The following is a 16,156-nucleotide window of genomic DNA, read 5'->3' as shown; positions in this document are numbered from 1 at the left end:
GCTGATCAGATATGTCATATCTATATTTATGTATTGCTATTGTGGCTGAGGTCATTGCAACTTCTGCTCTTAAAGCTTCTGACGGATTTACTCAATGGTTACCCGCCTCAATTACAGTGGTGGGTTATTTAGTTGCAATTTATTTCCTTGCACTGACCATGAAAACTGTTCCTGTGGGAATCACTTATGCGCTATGGTCTGGAGCAGGCATTATCCTAATTTCCTTCATTGGTTGGGTTTACTACAAACAAAATCTCGATGCGCCTGCATTGTTAGGTTTAGCCTTTATGGTCATAGGAATCATCATCATTAATGTTTTTTCAAAAAGTACTGAAATCTAACCCGATGCCTAGTTGCATCTTTCTTCTCAAATCATCTGAAATTGAAAGCTTATTTTTATGCGTTTAAGTCAAAACACAAAAGTTTTTTAGGATCTCAAATTGACAAACTTAAACATCAAGCAAAAAGCTTTCTGCTTTGCCACTTGAAGAAAAAATGAAAGAGTATACGGAGAGCTTTGGGATTAAACATTGAGGCTAGATCCCTCTCTTGGTGAAGGACGTACGGAAACCTTAGAATGATCAGAACTTGCAAAAATTCCAAATAAAGCAGACATTAAAGAGGTTTTTGATCTAAGTTAAGATTGACCCCAAAATGCCCCTAATGTTGTTGCCCAAAAGCCCATGCATGAGCTAATTTACCCAACTGAAGCACAATAGTCAGAAAGCCAAATCAAATCAATATTTGAGCCAGACTATAGATAGACTTTACGATTTCCGATGCCAATGAGCCAAGTCCCTCACTACAAGAAATCCGAATAGATGACAAATGTCTTAGAGCTGTCATATTACTTGAATTTTCTTTTGTCTGAGCAGAAATGATCACACTGCATCAGGATTAAACTTGAAGTATGTGTCATTGATAAAGAAAGTGTTTTAAATACATCACCCTCAAATACAAAAGAGGCTTTCTTTTAAAGAAAGCCTCTTAAAAATTATTTGTATTATTTCAGACCTTCGACCAATTCAGGAAAGATCACACCATCAACATCTACCTTCGTGCTATACACACCATTTTTGACGTTAAACTCATTCACAAAATATGTTGAACCATAAATCGAATCTAACCCATTGCCTTTGGCAAAGACTTTCTTGTTCGCATCTATATCCAGTAAATGTGTTCCATCTATAAATTGTAAATATTGAGCTGGTTCAACACCAACACGTTTTGCCATGATTTTGACTGCATCATCACGCGTTGCTGGATCATTGATGTATTTAACGGTTTTATCCCATACTTGTATGATTTTTTTCCAATCTTCTTTATGTGAGGATAGATGTGCCGTATTCACCGTTAAAGTGTCATAAATCAAACCAGGTTTGTCTTTAGAACTATAAATAATTTTAGAACCAGCAACAGCTTTCAAAGCCTGATTTGCAACGGGTTGCCATACAGCAATTGCTGCAACATCGGGACTTGAAAATACTTGAGGGAGCTCATTGGTAACAGCATTTACTAAAGTCACATCAGTCGCTTGAATTTTATAATCACTTAACGCGGTAGATAACAAATGATGATCAACTAGCCCTTTTTCAACAGCAATTGATTTCCCTTTCAAATCTGAAATTGAGTTGATCCCATCTTTCGCAATAATAACGTCATTTCCAGCAGAATAATCAGTGGCCATAATCATTACGCCCTTGGTTCCTCCAGAAGCAATGACCAAATTGTCCCCATTCGATACTGAGATTGCATCTAATTGATTCGCTGAGAATGCGTTAATAGATGCCGAATAATCGAACCACTTAAATTCAACATTCAAGCCTGCATCCTTTAACCACCCCTTTTCAATTGCAACTTGCCAAGCAACCCAGCCAGGCCAATCACTATAGCCAATGGTGATTGGCTGCGTGTTGGTTGAGGCAGATGCCGTTTTCTGCTTTTCTGGAACCTTGGCAGTATTGTCACACCCTGCCAAGAAAGTAGCAGAAACCATAGATACTGATAAAAATACTTGTTTAATCATGAGGTTATTCCCCGATGCAGTTAGGCTTAAAGTTGCTCTCTAATAGATGTACAGCATTATGATTTCAATGCATTCAGATTTTCGTTTTGCGGAATCGGAGGCATTACGGCATCCATAAGCTCCAAATGCCCTTTAATCACCCCTTTCAAGGCAATGAATTTTTGACTTAAAGCTTTTAACTCAGTGCTTAGACCCTGTAAAATCATCACTTCTAGAATCTTTTGCTCGTCCAATTGAATATGCAGTGAGCTCACGACTTGTTCTAAAAATTGGCGCTGTAAATCTAGCAATTGGATCCTAAGTGGGGTCACACTGGCGTTATAAAGTAAAGTGAAAGTCCCTACCATCACGGCGTTACGTTGCTCTTGATCCGCGATCAAATGCTTATTGATCATATCGACGATTGCTTGCGAACGGCTTTCATAGTGTTGATCAACAATTTTTTGATCCAATGCATCAACGGTTCGTTCTGGTACAGTAATACTGATTCGCGCCAACTTTGGTTTAGACACGTCGTTATCCTTTTTTCGTTAAATCTTGTTTGATGTAAATTCCAGCTCTTGCACTTAAAATTTCTATGGCAAATAGCTTAAGTATGGAGATTAAAGCGATTAAACTCTCTTTGAAGTGTTTAGACATCTGCAACCCCTATCAGTATTACCAAAAAAGTTTTTTGTATTACCAATAAATAAGCAGAATGCATGCCAATTTTTTAAAGCAAATTTAAAGCTACAGCGCATAAAAACGTTTATTTTTTGTGCGGAATTATTTTTTATTTTTAGAAGTGACACATCTAAGTGCATTGTGGGAAATCAAAGATGATTTTCAGTAAAACATTTATAAAATAAGAGCTAGCATACCAAGTAATAACCATCGTCAAGAAGATACGGGGGCAATACTACTTATCCAGATATCAATCTGGCAGATAAAAAAAATCGCCAAATGGCGATTTTTTCTTTATTGATACACTTTCTGGAACTCACCCAAAATTGGTGCGGAAACACCATCTTTATAGACATATCGAGAGATAATTCCTTTGTCAGTATAAATATTCATTTTAATTGAGCTCGTGCCTTTTAAGCTGCCCATCAAATTCACAGGCGCTAAAATATAATTCGTAGAACGGTTTGCACCTAACACATGATCATGCTCTGTAGGGCCTGTTACAGCAAAGGATTGGCTTTTTTGCTCATTTGTAAATTCAACCTTTTGGATATCATATTTGTTATAGGTACTACTCAAATGAATTTTTAATTTAAGTAACTCCTTGTTCGATTCATTCCAGCTTACAGTAACTACTGGACAAAGCTCATTTTTCGCACAAATCAGCAAACCTGTCGTACCCACATTTTGACGACTTGGGTCTGTAGCGGTCGTTGCACAACCCGAAAGGAACATCGCTCCTAACCCCATGAGTAGCCATTTTTTTGGTGATACGTTCATTATCATTATATTTTACTCCTAGAAACTTAAAAAACTTTAAAAGTTCAAATAAGGGATGACTTCACATACGTACTATTTTTGACGAATCTGCGCCTAAATCAAGCTTTTTATTACACTACGATATAAATTTTATACGATTAAGCACCATCTGCAAAACCACTCACAGTAGCTGACTGAAAACAGCAGTTATGTTTAATCGCCTTTTTCATGGATTTGCTCTAACACACGCATAAATACAGGAAAGATTATCTTTTCGACAAAAGCCATCAAGCAAATATCGTTCATTATAAATATTATACGCAGTCAGCAATTCAGTTTTAAAAGACAAATGAAACCGATCACTATGCATGACGAACTGAATCAACATCAATTATACTAAGTCCAAAAGATCACGACTGATACAGCCGCCAATGAAATTTTTTACTTGTGCATCCTGCCAAAACCAAGTCTTTTTTGCTAACTCACAATGTGTGAGTTGCCAAACTACACTCGGTTATATTGCATCAGAAAAAGACATGGGGAGTTTTGAACAACATAGTCCCGTACTTTGGTTGGCGCTCAATGAACAATATCAAGAAAAACGCTATAAACCTTGCTATAACTATCAGCATCATCAAGTGTGTAATTGGGTCATTCCAGCTGAAAGTAGCGATATTTACTGTGAATCATGCGTGCTTACCTATACCATCCCAAGTCTAGAGAATCCTGATCATATCGTCTACTGGTCCCGCCTCGAACATGCTAAACGCCGTTTTTTATATTTAATGCAACGTCTTAATATTATGCCGAGACCCAAATATAACGATGATGACCGTTCTGGGCTACGCTTTAATTTTTTAATGCCAGAACAAGGTCTGCCTGTGCTGACTGGACATGCCAATGGTGTCATTACTCTCAATGCCAGTGAAGCAGATGTTATTTATCGTGAAACCACACGTATTAAAATGGGGGAAAATTATCGAACACTTTTGGGTCACTTTCGCCATGAAAGTGGGCATTATTATTTTGATCTCATTAAATCGCTCCACCCTGAACTGGTCGATGAATTTCGTCAGTTTTTTGGTGATGAACGCCAAGACTATAACGAAGCACTACGACGTCACTATGAAGATGGCCCACCACAAAACTGGGATAAATTTTATGTGAGCTCCTATGCCAGTACACACCCATGGGAAGATTGGGCAGAAACATGGGCACATTATTTACATATGATGGATACGCTAGAAACCGCTTACTACGCAGGTTTAATTGTTCGAAACAACAGGAAAGACGAGAATGACTTAGCCTTTTATGAGAACCCCATAGGCGCTCAAGATTTTGATCTACTACTGAAACAATGGATGACACTAACCTTTAATTTGAATGCTTTGAATCGGAGCATGGGGTTAGAGGATGCCTATCCTTTTACCTTGTCCAATCCAGTACTCGATAAATTACGGTTTATTCATAAACATGTGTTGGGTAAAGCGTTTCATCTCGAAATAACTTGAACCTAAACCCTAAAACCAAATATGAAATAGTTAAATGATCACATCACGAACTTTGATGTATCTCAGTAATAATTGTCATAAAATAAAAGACATGTTTAGCCTATATAGATAACTGCCGTGCTAAAAACTATGCTTTCACAAAGACATCATGCTTTACCACGGTCTTTTATTTTAGGATTAATTATTGCTTTATTCCCTGCCTGCCAGTTGGTCAAAGTTAAAGAAAAAACCATTCACCAATCCATTCGTAATAAGTCGGAAAATATATTAACGCATGACCAATTAAGTACCGAAACCCTAAGTTTATTAAAACTACTTAGCCTGACTCCACAACAATGCACTGCTAAATTGGAAATATGTTTAAACCGCTTAAATCAACAAAATACCATTGCTGTTGATGAACGTTATGCAGCATTAAGTGAACTATATTTAGCCCAAGCATTACAGCTATCAAAGCAAAGAGACTGTACCCAATCAGAGACCTCGGGTGAGAATCCTTGCTTGCAGAATAGCCTAGAAGCATTTGACCAAAGCTTACGCTATAGCTATGTATACTTATTTAAAATGCAAGAAAGCCCAAGTACCCGCGTTTTTGATCAAAGACAAATGCATGTCAGAAGCTTTTATAATGTTGCATTATCACGTCTCATTACTACGGCGTACCACACGCAGCCTTTTCAGCAAGTTCCTTCGCAACTCAACATAAAAAAAAGCAGATACCTCATAAGCTTAGAACACTATCCCGAACTCAAAAATAAAGGTATTGAACGAGTTCAATCAAGTTATAATTTAAATTTCTCAGGTTTCTATCAAGTCAACCGTCAAGATGGTCTTGGTGCAGAGTTTGTGGTCGCTACAGCGTCGGAACCACCCACTAAAAATGATTTTATCCTTGACCCTATATTGTTTTATCAAAATCAGCGCAATCCAAATATACATTCTGCACAATATTTGTCTGTCACTGCTACAGCACAGCCCCAAAATGCAGAAAGTGATATTGAAAATATCCTCAACGGAACAGCTACTTTTGAGATTGAGTTATTTAATCCATATACACAAAAGTACGTTGAAATTAACCAACAAAAATACATCCTCACGGCAAATTATTCCGTACCTTTTGCCTATTGGTTAGCTGAAAATAAATTAGGCTCAACAGGTTATTTAACCTTACTTGATCGAACAGAACGCTTACGGATGCCGCATGTCTATATGCTTGAACCATATCAACCAAATAAGGAAATTATTATCCTCATTCATGGCTTAGCCAGCAGTCCTGAAACATGGATCAACCTGACCAATAACATTTTAGGTGACAAAGTCTTACGTGAAAACTTTCAAGTTTGGCAGGTATTCTATTCGACCAATATGCCCATTTTTGAAAGTCGCTATCAAATTCACGCCCTACTCAAAAAAGCCTTTGCACAAGTTAAACCTAACTCTCGTTCAGCCAGTGATGCTGTGTTGATTGGACATAGTATGGGAGGCGTGATTAGTCGTTTATTGATCAGTGAGCAAGATATTTCGGAACAAGTGATTCCACTTTTAAACTATGAACAATACATTCGCTTGCAACAGTATCCGATCATCAAAGACCGTTTTCAGTTCCACTCAGACTTACCTATTGGACGTGCAGTATTTATTGCTGCACCTCACCGTGGCAGTGAACTGTCCGATCGCTGGTATATGGGGGTAGTGAAAAAAATGGTGAAGCTACCAATCACGTTTTTTAACCAAGTTGATATGCAGTTGAATGGCAGCTCTAGCACTAAAGGCATGGTGCAATCAGGACCAGATGACTTAAGTCCAAAGTCTCGTTTTATGACGTTGACCCATAACATCATGCCTGTTTCCACCATTCCCTATCATTCGATTATGGGTAACTACCGTCAGACCAATGATACACGTGAAATGAGTGATGGTATTGTGCCCTATTCGAGTTCACATTTAGACCATGCTGTATCTGAAAAAATTATTAAAGCGAAGCATTCAGTACATGAAGAAGCAGAGACTTTATTGGAGTTACGTCGTATTTTAAGACTGCACCTTGAACAAAACCCAAACAGATAATCAATACTGCTAAGTTTTTGATATAATTATCTTATTTTAGAAAATATAGCCAAGCTTAAATAAGTAAATGCTTTAACACTTTTTTGAATATTTTCGCTTTAGCAAGGAATACAGCACAATGCTTCCATTCCCCATTCAGCACCGACTGGCTGGTTTTTACTTCTTTTATTATTCTATTGTAGGCACATTCATGCCGTTTTGGAGTTTATATCTCGAAGATCAAGGCTTTAACTACAGTGAAATCGGTATTCTTTCATCCATTGCCATTATTACCCGTTTTTTTGCCCCGTTTATTTGGGGTTGGATTGCAGATAAATCAGGGAAACGGATGCTCTTAGTCCGAGTTGCTACATGGATGGAAGCTTGTATTTGGTTCATGATTTTTATCATTCCAAACTCCTTTCAAGCCGTTGCTCTGCTCATGCTAATTTTTAGTTTTTTCCAAAATGCAATTTTAGCTCAATTTGAAGGTGTTACCCTATTTTGGCTCGGAGAACAACGGAGTGCATTATATGGAAAAGTCCGGAAATGGGGTTCTATTGGTTTTATAGTCGGTGTGTTTGGTATTGGTGCATTATTAGAAATAATTCCAATTTCTATGCTGCCCATTCTACTACTATGTATTTCTTTTTTGGCTTTTCTTTGGTCGTTTAACATTCGTGAGCCAACCACAGCTCCCAATTCTCAAAAGCACCTTGAGCCACTCTTACCTATCTTAAAAAAGCCTGTCGTAGCCGCATTTTTTAGCATTGAATTTATTCTACTTTTTTCACATGCCCCATTTTATAGTTTCTATAGCAACTATTTAAAACAAACAGGCTATTCAACCACTGAAATTGGTTTTTTATGGTCAGTGGGCGTCATGGCTGAAATTATTATGTTTGCCGTTGCTCAGGTGTTTTTCAAACGTTTTTCATGGCGGCTCCTTGTTTCTGTTTGCCTCATTCTCACGGCGCTACGCTGGTTTTTGATAGGTTCTTTTCCACAAATCTTCACGATTCAATTTTTAGCACAAACCATTCATGCCTTTAGTTTTGGTTTATTCCATTTGATTGCTATGCGCATCATTTTCCAAAATTTTAGTTTAGGCCAACAAGGCCGTGGACAGGCACTTTATAGCACCATGTGGGGCCTTGGTGTCGCATCAGGCAGTATTCTTGCAGGACATTATTGGAGCATTCTATCAGGCGAATATATTTTTATTTTGGCTGGTATTGCCGTCTTATTCGGGCTGTCTTTGGTAATCTTTCTGCCCAAAGAAGTACAAGCTTAAGCCGCTTTTTGAGCGACACTTATAGCTTGGGTAGTTAAACTAACATAGCCTTTCTATACGTGGATCTCACGATATCTATGAAACCATGGTTGAGCTTGTTCAAGTTGATTGGCCAATTGTAGTAGCAAGTCTTCACGGGCAAAAGGCGCAATAAACTGCGAACCAAGCGGTAGGTTATTAGCATTCCAATACAAAGGTACAGACATTGCGGGTAAGCCTGTAATATTTGCCAGTTGTGTAAAAGGCACCCAAAGCAGATTATCTTTTACAATTTTATCTACCAACTTCCCTTGAGCGAGCAAATGCACCTTACCGACTTTAAGTAGGCTTTTTAGAATCGGCTTTTGCCATAAAGGTGTAGAAACTTGTCCATTTTTGGGCGCGACTGAAGCAGTTGCAGGAGTTAAATAAAGATCATAATGGTCAAAGAATTGGTTCATTCGAGTCACATATATTCCCCAATGATTCAGGTTATGAATATATTCTAAGGCTGTTGTTTTCGCACCAAAGGCAGCCAGAGTTAAAGAATCCAACTCGAAATCGCCTGCTGTTGTTGGGACTTGTTGTTTGATCTGCTCTAACATATACGAAAATTGACTGAACCATGTCGTGATAAAGTCGCGGGCCAATGCCATACCATCAATTTCAGGTTGTGCTTCAACTACTGTATGCCCTAATGACTCCAACAAATGTGCCGTATGCTGTACAGCAGCAATAGCATCTTTAGATACTGTAGTTCCAATAGGAGACTGCGTACAAAATGCAATTTTAAGTTTTTTTACTGGCTGCTGTAGACAGGCCAAATAGCTTTGGCCGGGCTGTTCAATTTTAAACAATGAGCTATGTTCCGCACCGTGCGTTGCATCAAGCATTGCAGCACTATCTCGCACAGTTTTCGCCAATACATGCTGTATGGCTGCACCATGCATTGCTTCACTCATATCTGGACCCCACGGCGTACGTCCACGACTTGGTTTAAGACCGAATAAACCACAATATGATGCAGGGATCCGAATTGATCCTCCCCCATCACCTGCACCAGCAATCGGTACAATCCCTGCTGCAACGGCCGAAGCAGAACCACCAGATGATCCACCACTATTATGTTTTAAATTCCATGGATTACAACAACTACCCCAAGCATCAGGTTCAGTAATACCTTTAATACCAAATTCAGGCGTATTGGTACGTCCAAAGGTCAAGATCCCAGCTTTCTCCCAGCGGTTCACTATTTCTGCATTGTGCTGTGCAATATACCCCGTTCGTTTAAAGGCTTGGCACCCATAAGAGGTGGGATAACCCGCATATTCCTGAAATAAATCTTTAACTAAAAATGGTACACCAGCAAATGGCCCAGATAACACATTCTGAGCGCGCTTTTTAGCATAATCATGCATGGGAATAATAATGGCATTTAAGGCTGGATTAACTTGCTGACTGCGCTCAATCGCAAGTTGTAATAATTCAGCAGGATGGACTTGTTTTTGTGCAACTAACTCAGCCAATCCTAAAGCATCGTATTGCAGATATTCAGAAAAAATCATTGTGATCCAAATATATAATTCTTATTGTTATCTAGTTTTACCTGCTTTTAGATTAAGAGGCAATACGTACTTGGTTCCGCCCTAATGTTTTCGCTTGGTAAAGCGCCCGATCTGCCTGATTTAAAATACTCTGTAGACTATTTTGCGTTGGTAGCACCTGATGCACTACGCCTAAGCTCACGGTCATATTTAAAACTGCATGCGCCACTTGAGTCTTGGACAACGCTACGGCACGACAAATACGCTCTGCAATCATTTCTGCTTCAACTAAGTTCGTATTCTTCAACACCACAACAAACTCTTCTCCCCCCATACGTGCAAATAGATCTTGTTCACGCAAATTACTTTTGACCGTGGCTGCAAAGCTTTGTAGCAAAACATCTCCTATATAATGCCCATATTGATCATTCATTTTTTTAAAATGATCAATATCAAGCATAATAATCGTAAGCGATTTGAATTGATTTTGTTTTAGTAGATTCTCAGTTTCTGTAAAGAAAAAACGACGATTAGCCACATGAGTTAAAGGATCATGATTGGCAAGATATAAGACTTCCTTATATAAAGCATGCCGATTTCGGCTTACGATACATAATAGCAAAGGCGCAATCATCAGCATGCATAGACCAATTCTTACGGACATTGACGTTGCCAAAAAATTATCTGCAGTTCGTGAAATATAATAGGTTGTTAAACTATGATATAGCACCAAGCAGACGGTACTATTAATTACACTGACGTAAAATAAATTATAACTCAAGGCCGCCCAAATCAACCCTGCTAAAGGAAAAAGCAAAGCGCCTGGACCAAAGAAAATATGTGTACAAGCCACAGAAACAATAACAGAAAATAGTGGCAATAAATCTATAAACTTTGTCTCACACTGCCTCCGATTTTTCCAAATATTGGTGAACTTTTTCCCAGTCGGGAACGTAAGCATCAATGGTAAAATAGAGATACAATTTAAGACTTCACCTGTCCACCAAATATAAAACTCAGACCAAGAGTCATCTGCCGTCATAAATGTATGTGGCATATGTGGAACAACGGTCACAGCAAAAATCGCACTAAAGAAACAGCCAATAAATATACAGACTAAAAATAAATAAAGAAAATTTAATCCTTTATTATCAGAACGATAATCTATTTGTAAATATTGAATAAAAAACAGAGAGACACTGACTGTAATAAAATTGGCAACAGTTAATGCTAAAGTTAGTTCAAAATGGTTTCCCGTTACCAAGTCCGCAGACATATAACCAATAAAAGCGCCTATCCATCCCCCCAGATTTCTTAACTGAGGAAATCTTAAAAACAAGCCGATGAGTACAGCATTGGCGGGCCAAAAATAAGCAAAATATGCAATCGGTCGTGTCAGTATTCCAAGCAAACAACAGACAAAAATGACCAAAGCAATCAATGCACATGCGCGGCCATGTTGTTTAAAGTTAAATGGTACTTCTGTTAGCTTTCCTGCGTACAAAATATTCCCTCATGTTTACATGAGTTTAGCAACATCATGTTTTTTATTGCCCTTTAGACTTCAAATACTCATTGAATAGAAGTCATTTTGCATTGACAATATTTACTAAACAAACTGTATAGATTGTTAGGTGGCGTTTCAATATTATTTTTTATTTATGCTCTAAATTTATATCATTTGTAAAAAAAAGTTGCCCATTTAAAAAAGCCTCCAAATCAGGAGGCTTTTCTATAGTGAACTTATTTTGCTTCAGAAGCAGCTACTGGCACTGATGCACCTGCCTCCTCAGACTCTAAAGGTGCAGCATCAATCATGTCAGGGCTCACCTCAATATTGGTTACTGGTGTTTCGGTTGCTGAACTTTCCACTGCTGTTTGTTCAGCTTCTTGTTTTTTATCGCTACATGCCGCAAGCGAAATCATCGTTGCAGAAGCTAAAACCACCAAAGCCATTTTCATGTTAATCATTATTCACCTTCGAATTAGTCATCAATTACCTGAAACCATACTACGTATTTTTGATGCAGTTTAAAGTATTAGTTTGTGAGCAATCTTTTGAAATTAAGGCAGAATTATAACATCATTAAGTCAAAATGATAAAAACAAGCCCAACTTGAGTTTGTTTTTATCATTTCTCATATAACCCAATACAACCTTTGGCTTAAACAGGATAAGCTGTGGCAACCTCTTGGCTAATCATGGCTGCTGTCGCAGCAGATAGCGTCCAGCCTAAATGCCCATGTCCTGTATTAAAGAACACACGCTCTAATTTTCCACGGCGTACCACTGGCATCATATTAGGCATCATCGGACGAAGGCCCGCCCAAGGAACCGCATGCTCTGTCGAGACTTTAAAGTTACGATTAGTCCAGTCCACCAAAGGCTGAATACGATCCGCTCGAATATCACGGTTATAGCCATTAAACTCAGCTGTTCCCGCTACACGGAATCTGTCTTTACCTAAACGTGAAGTGACGATTTTCGCACTTTCATCTAGCAAGCTTACCCATGGTGCATTTTGCTGACTCTCTTCGTCATTCAACATAACGGTAATCGAATAACCCTTCACTGGATAGACATTGACACGTTCTTGGACTAACTCTGCCAGTTGGTAACTGCCTACACCAGCACAAACCACAACAGCATCGGCAGCCAAAATCTCAACATCATTCGGTGCCAATTCTACATTTTCAGAACTCGGTTGTAATTTCACCTCAACACCCGTCGATAGATGTTGAATATCCGTTACATCCATCCCAAAACGGTATTTTACACCTAATCTTTGGGTGACTTCTGCCAAACCTGTGGTGTACTTATGAATATCACCCGTGGCATCACCTTCACAGTAGAATCCTGCATAATAGTCACCAGTCAGGGTCGGCTCAATTTGCTTAATTTCTTCATTGCTTACACCGCAACGTTCAAGTCCACCTTTATTCAACATATCATTGACGCGAATAGCAACGTCATAGTCTTGTTTATTATGATAAAAATGTAAAATTCCACGCTTCTCTAAGTTAAAGTCAATCGACTCTTTTTCAGCAACTTCAAATAAGCGCTGACGAGCCAATAGAGCTAAGCGGACTGTTTCGCGGGTATTGGTCTCATAATGTTTAATATTGCCTAGAAATTCCATCAACCATGCATATTTATGTACACTAAAAGATGGATTCAGCAACAACGGCGCAGATTTTTGAGACATCCATTTCATGCCTTTCAGCACTGTCGATTTTTGGTTCCAAACTTCAGCATTGCATGCAGACAGTTGTCCACCATTTGCAAAAGAAGTTTCCATGGCTGGAAATAGATGACGGTCAACAACGGTCACTTGATAGCCAAGTAAACTTAATTCATACGCAGTTGTGACGCCTGTAATTCCAGCACCAATGACAACGACATGACACATAGACACCTCCTTTTTATTGTTTGATGTCAAACCCCATCTGTCATGTGTACCTGAGAGCTTCGATCTAAAACTTCCCATGAAGCTTTAAACCATCCCCTTCGGTGAGTGATTGAACACTTCTCTCCAGAGTTTTTTCATTATTACAGTCCTTTTGCCTGAGAGTTTCCGGGGTCGTTGCTCCTTCGGCGAATGCAGAACATTTCTCTCCTGCAATAATGCTTATTATTCTATGAGCAATTTATATACCATGTAATCACCCGATTGGAAACTGCTCTTAAAGTATTATCTTTTGTTTATTGTTATAGAGCACAACCTCAGCTTAGGGCAAGCTTTGCACTATATTAATGAAAATAACGCTGCTAATGCTTTAAAATAGCACACATCCAGTCATACATTAGAGCTACCCCAAAGTCATCTAAAAGTCTTTGATCATGGTTATGGCTATACTCTTTGGATGTTTCATTTTATCTTTACTCAGTATTAAAAGAATGAATGAGTTGTTCTGCATCTTGATAAATTTCTTGCCAATGAGGTAATAACTCACTGTGAAAGTCTATAGTGAGATAACTCGTATTAAACCCATAATTGGGTTGATGTGTATTAAATTCACAACTTGTTTCACCACTCTTAAAATAAAGACATACAATAGTGAGACTTACCCCTTTACCTTTACGCTCCTGCCAATACACCTTTTTTCCAACACCGTCATCACTTTTTACCTCTATTTCATAGAGCCCCAAATCTGAGTTAAATGTTTTTGTTTCATCTATCCATATTTCACTCACCTCTTCTCCACTAGAAGAAAACATTCCTTTTCTTAATTTTCTTTTTAAATGACCAAAAAAATTAAAGAAGTCTTTACTTCCCCACTCCTCTTTCCAAACGGAACGTTGGTTTAATGCTATTGTGATCACATCTTTATTTTCAGAATCTAGTCTAAAGCCTTCTCTAGATGCTTTCATTTCAGGCCATTTCACTTTCAAATCAATACTTTGAATTTGATCATCACAACCTTTAGCCTCGTGTTCTTCTTCGATATTTTTTCCCCAATAATTCACACCTTGATAAGTCACTCTGCCATAATATAAATACTGCTTATCAATGAGCATGTGCCGATCACCAAATTTTCCACAAGCATATAATCGAGCTTTGACTTTTTCAGGATCATGCATACTGTCATAGCCGTATATCAACAATGAAATAACCAAAACTGTGAGTAATGATAAAAATAAAATGGTGCCTCGTCTTACGCTGCTTAGCTTTTCATTCATACCCATTCCTTCTTATTAAAAAAATAAACTATCTAAATGACTTAACTCGAATCAAAGATAAGAAATTGGCTTAAAAAAAGAGAAAGACTAGAGCCATTTGTTGGGTTAACACACTAAACTTACAACTCTAGCTCTTATGCTCCTTGCGCCACATACGGCTCATACCCAATTATTCTGTGTTATTGATGATTTTTTCAGAAATTTAAAAGACCTAAACATTAAATTTGTTTACTCAGTAAGACCAAATGAAGGTTAATCAAAGGTTGTCCTACATTGGCATCCAATGGGTAAGATTCCGTCTTATGAGTATCGTGATAACCATGACGTGCATAATATGCTAACAATTCTTTTCTTACATTTAAGACCGACATGTTCAACCTAGCAATATGTTGCTTTTGTTTAGCAAAAACTTCTGCAAAATTGAGTAATTTCTTTCCATAACCTGAATTTTGATGCATAGGTAAAATTGCAAAACTTCCAATTTCAATAGAGTCAACATCTTCGGTTAAGCCAATGCACCCCAAAATTTGACCATCCGCTTCTAAAACAAAGAGCTTAAAATTTTCTTTTTGTAGTTCGATTTTTAACTGCTTTGAAGATATACGATCTCCAGCAACAACATTAAATTCATGTGTCCAACCTTGGTTGGTACGATAGGCAATATTGATGACATCTACAACGTTTTCAATATCATTTAATTTTACCAAGCGAATTATATTGTCTTTCATATTCAAATAAAAAAGTCAGACCGAAGTCTGACTTTAATGTGTATTTTCTTAAATAGGAAGAAAATTCTCTAGCATTCAATCGGCGCAAATGGGGCAACGACATCTGCATTTTGAGCACGATGGCGCATAAAGTGATCCATTAAAACAATCGCAAGCATTGCCTCTGCAATCGGAGCCGCACGTACACCCACACAAGGGTCATGACGACCTTTGGTTAATACATCCGTGTCTTCACGATTAATATTGATCGTTTTACCCGGTGTGGTAATAGACGCTGTTGGTTTAAGCGCAATTGCAACACGAATGGTTTGACCACTCGAAATACCACCCAAAATGCCACCGGCATGGTTCGCGAGGAAGCCATCTGTGGTTAGCTCATCACGGCTCTCATGTCCGAACTGACCAGCAACGGCAAAACCATCACCAATCTCAACCCCTTTGACAGCATTAATGGACATCATGGCATGGGCAATGTCAGCATCTAGACGGTCAAAAACAGGCTCACCCCAACCTACAGGTACTTTTTCAGCCAAAATTTCAAGCTTTGCGCCACAACTGGTACCTTGTTCACGCAATGAAGTCACCAGTGCTTCAAAACGCGGTACGGCATCGACATCACCGCAGAAAAAAGGATTATTGGGTACTTCATTCCAATCCAATTTTTCAGCAACTTCAGTTCCAATTTGGGTCACATGACCACGAATTAAAACACCAAACTTTTCGGCCAAATATTTTTTCGCAATCGCGCCCGCAGCCACACGCATAGCCGTTTCACGCGCACTCGAACGACCACCGCCACGGTAATCACGGAAACCGTACTTTTGTGTATAAGTATAGTCTGCATGTCCCGGACGGAAGCTTTGTGCAATGTTACCGTAATCTTTGGATTTTTGATCGGTGTTACGGATCAATAAACCAATTGGTGT

Annotated in this window: 15 protein-coding genes and 1 riboswitch; of the genes, 4 read left to right on the top strand and 11 right to left on the bottom strand. The window is 38.5% G+C overall.

The features are described from left to right. Window positions 1-11 precede the first annotated feature (11 nt). Window positions 12-341: a DMT family transporter gene (locus B4F08_RS07865; RefSeq protein WP_086210634.1), complete on the top strand. Its 330-nt coding sequence runs from the start codon at window positions 12-14 to the stop codon at window positions 339-341. A 662-nt stretch (window positions 342-1,003) separates the two neighbouring features. Here B4F08_RS07865 and B4F08_RS07860 read toward each other — a convergent pair. From B4F08_RS07860 to B4F08_RS07845, 4 genes are all read right to left on the bottom strand, one after another. After that, window positions 1,004-2,026 (bottom strand): ABC transporter substrate-binding protein, encoded by a 1,023-nt coding sequence (locus B4F08_RS07860; RefSeq protein ID WP_291374046.1) that lies wholly within the window; start codon window positions 2,024-2,026, stop codon window positions 1,004-1,006. Window positions 2,027-2,082: 56 nt separating this feature from the next. Next, the gene (locus B4F08_RS07855; protein ID WP_086210636.1) at window positions 2,083-2,538 is read right to left on the bottom strand and encodes a CopG family ribbon-helix-helix protein; all 456 of its coding nucleotides are present in this window, start codon (window positions 2,536-2,538) and stop codon (window positions 2,083-2,085) included. 4 nt (window positions 2,539-2,542) lie between these two features. Beyond that, window positions 2,543-2,665 (bottom strand): hypothetical protein, encoded by a 123-nt coding sequence (locus B4F08_RS07850; RefSeq protein WP_265733403.1) that lies wholly within the window; start codon window positions 2,663-2,665, stop codon window positions 2,543-2,545. A gap of 318 nt (window positions 2,666-2,983) precedes the next feature. After that, window positions 2,984-3,475: a hypothetical protein gene (locus tag B4F08_RS07845; RefSeq protein WP_291374045.1), complete on the bottom strand. Its 492-nt coding sequence runs from the start codon at window positions 3,473-3,475 to the stop codon at window positions 2,984-2,986. Window positions 3,476-3,879: 404 nt separating this feature from the next. Between B4F08_RS07845 and B4F08_RS07840 the strand changes: the two genes are divergently transcribed. The 3 genes from B4F08_RS07840 (at window position 3,880) to B4F08_RS07830 (ending at window position 8,299) form a co-directional block, all read left to right on the top strand. Then, on the top strand, window positions 3,880-4,959 hold the full coding sequence (locus B4F08_RS07840; RefSeq protein WP_086210638.1) for a zinc-binding metallopeptidase family protein: 1,080 nt from the start codon (window positions 3,880-3,882) through the stop codon (window positions 4,957-4,959). Between the two features lie 129 nt (window positions 4,960-5,088). Then, a complete protein-coding gene (locus tag B4F08_RS07835) occupies window positions 5,089-7,026 on the top strand; it encodes an esterase/lipase family protein (protein WP_291374044.1) in 1,938 nt (645 codons plus the stop codon). A 118-nt stretch (window positions 7,027-7,144) separates the two neighbouring features. Continuing rightward, window positions 7,145-8,299 carry an MFS transporter gene (locus tag B4F08_RS07830; protein WP_291374043.1) on the top strand — a complete coding sequence of 385 codons (1,155 nt, stop codon included), beginning with the start codon at window positions 7,145-7,147 and terminating at the stop codon, window positions 8,297-8,299. A 53-nt stretch (window positions 8,300-8,352) separates the two neighbouring features. Here the strand turns inward: B4F08_RS07830 and B4F08_RS07825 are convergent, their stop codons facing one another. From B4F08_RS07825 to aroC, 7 genes are all read right to left on the bottom strand, one after another. Next, complete coding sequence (locus B4F08_RS07825) at window positions 8,353-9,843, bottom strand: amidase (protein ID WP_291374042.1); 1,491 nt, start codon at window positions 9,841-9,843, stop codon at window positions 8,353-8,355. Window positions 9,844-9,895: 52 nt separating this feature from the next. After that, the gene (locus tag B4F08_RS07820; RefSeq protein ID WP_086210642.1) at window positions 9,896-11,326 is read right to left on the bottom strand and encodes a GGDEF domain-containing protein; all 1,431 of its coding nucleotides are present in this window, start codon (window positions 11,324-11,326) and stop codon (window positions 9,896-9,898) included. Between the two features lie 239 nt (window positions 11,327-11,565). Further along, window positions 11,566-11,793 carry a hypothetical protein gene (locus tag B4F08_RS07815; RefSeq protein ID WP_291374041.1) on the bottom strand — a complete coding sequence of 76 codons (228 nt, stop codon included), beginning with the start codon at window positions 11,791-11,793 and terminating at the stop codon, window positions 11,566-11,568. A 193-nt stretch (window positions 11,794-11,986) separates the two neighbouring features. Then, window positions 11,987-13,231: a D-amino acid dehydrogenase gene (locus B4F08_RS07810; protein ID WP_291374040.1), complete on the bottom strand. Its 1,245-nt coding sequence runs from the start codon at window positions 13,229-13,231 to the stop codon at window positions 11,987-11,989. A gap of 133 nt (window positions 13,232-13,364) precedes the next feature. Further along, window positions 13,365-13,451: riboswitch (glycine riboswitch) on the bottom strand. Window positions 13,452-13,701: 250 nt separating this feature from the next. Then, window positions 13,702-14,502 carry a hypothetical protein gene (locus tag B4F08_RS07805; protein ID WP_291374039.1) on the bottom strand — a complete coding sequence of 267 codons (801 nt, stop codon included), beginning with the start codon at window positions 14,500-14,502 and terminating at the stop codon, window positions 13,702-13,704. A gap of 218 nt (window positions 14,503-14,720) precedes the next feature. Next, window positions 14,721-15,230, bottom strand: a complete 510-nt coding sequence (locus B4F08_RS07800; protein ID WP_291374038.1) for a GNAT family N-acetyltransferase — start codon at window positions 15,228-15,230, stop codon at window positions 14,721-14,723. Window positions 15,231-15,298: 68 nt separating this feature from the next. Continuing rightward, window positions 15,299-16,156 (bottom strand): chorismate synthase (aroC, locus tag B4F08_RS07795; RefSeq protein ID WP_291374037.1); only part of this gene is annotated, 858 nt, incomplete at its 5' end.

This window comes from Acinetobacter sp. UBA6720, from assembly GCF_002454215.1.
GTDB lineage: Bacteria > Pseudomonadota > Gammaproteobacteria > Pseudomonadales > Moraxellaceae > Acinetobacter.
The sequence above is the reverse complement of the archived record's forward strand: the minus strand, read 5'-3'. Positions and strand labels throughout refer to the sequence as shown.

Coding starts and splice junctions, on each gene's coding strand:
- B4F08_RS07865 (WP_086210634.1), top strand. CDS start 12: ATGTCATATCTATATTTATGTATTGCTATTGTGGCTGAGGTCATTGCA.
- B4F08_RS07860 (WP_291374046.1), bottom strand. CDS start 2,026: ATGATTAAACAAGTATTTTTATCAGTATCTATGGTTTCTGCTACTTTC.
- B4F08_RS07850 (WP_265733403.1), bottom strand. CDS start 2,665: ATGTCTAAACACTTCAAAGAGAGTTTAATCGCTTTAATCTCCATACTT.
- B4F08_RS07845 (WP_291374045.1), bottom strand. CDS start 3,475: ATGATAATGAACGTATCACCAAAAAAATGGCTACTCATGGGGTTAGGA.
- B4F08_RS07840 (WP_086210638.1), top strand. CDS start 3,880: ATGAAATTTTTTACTTGTGCATCCTGCCAAAACCAAGTCTTTTTTGCT.
- B4F08_RS07835 (WP_291374044.1), top strand. CDS start 5,089: ATGCTTTCACAAAGACATCATGCTTTACCACGGTCTTTTATTTTAGGA.
- B4F08_RS07830 (WP_291374043.1), top strand. CDS start 7,145: ATGCTTCCATTCCCCATTCAGCACCGACTGGCTGGTTTTTACTTCTTT.
- B4F08_RS07825 (WP_291374042.1), bottom strand. CDS start 9,843: ATGATTTTTTCTGAATATCTGCAATACGATGCTTTAGGATTGGCTGAG.
- B4F08_RS07815 (WP_291374041.1), bottom strand. CDS start 11,793: ATGATTAACATGAAAATGGCTTTGGTGGTTTTAGCTTCTGCAACGATG.
- B4F08_RS07810 (WP_291374040.1), bottom strand. CDS start 13,231: ATGTGTCATGTCGTTGTCATTGGTGCTGGAATTACAGGCGTCACAACT.
- B4F08_RS07805 (WP_291374039.1), bottom strand. CDS start 14,502: ATGAATGAAAAGCTAAGCAGCGTAAGACGAGGCACCATTTTATTTTTA.
- B4F08_RS07800 (WP_291374038.1), bottom strand. CDS start 15,230: ATGAAAGACAATATAATTCGCTTGGTAAAATTAAATGATATTGAAAAC.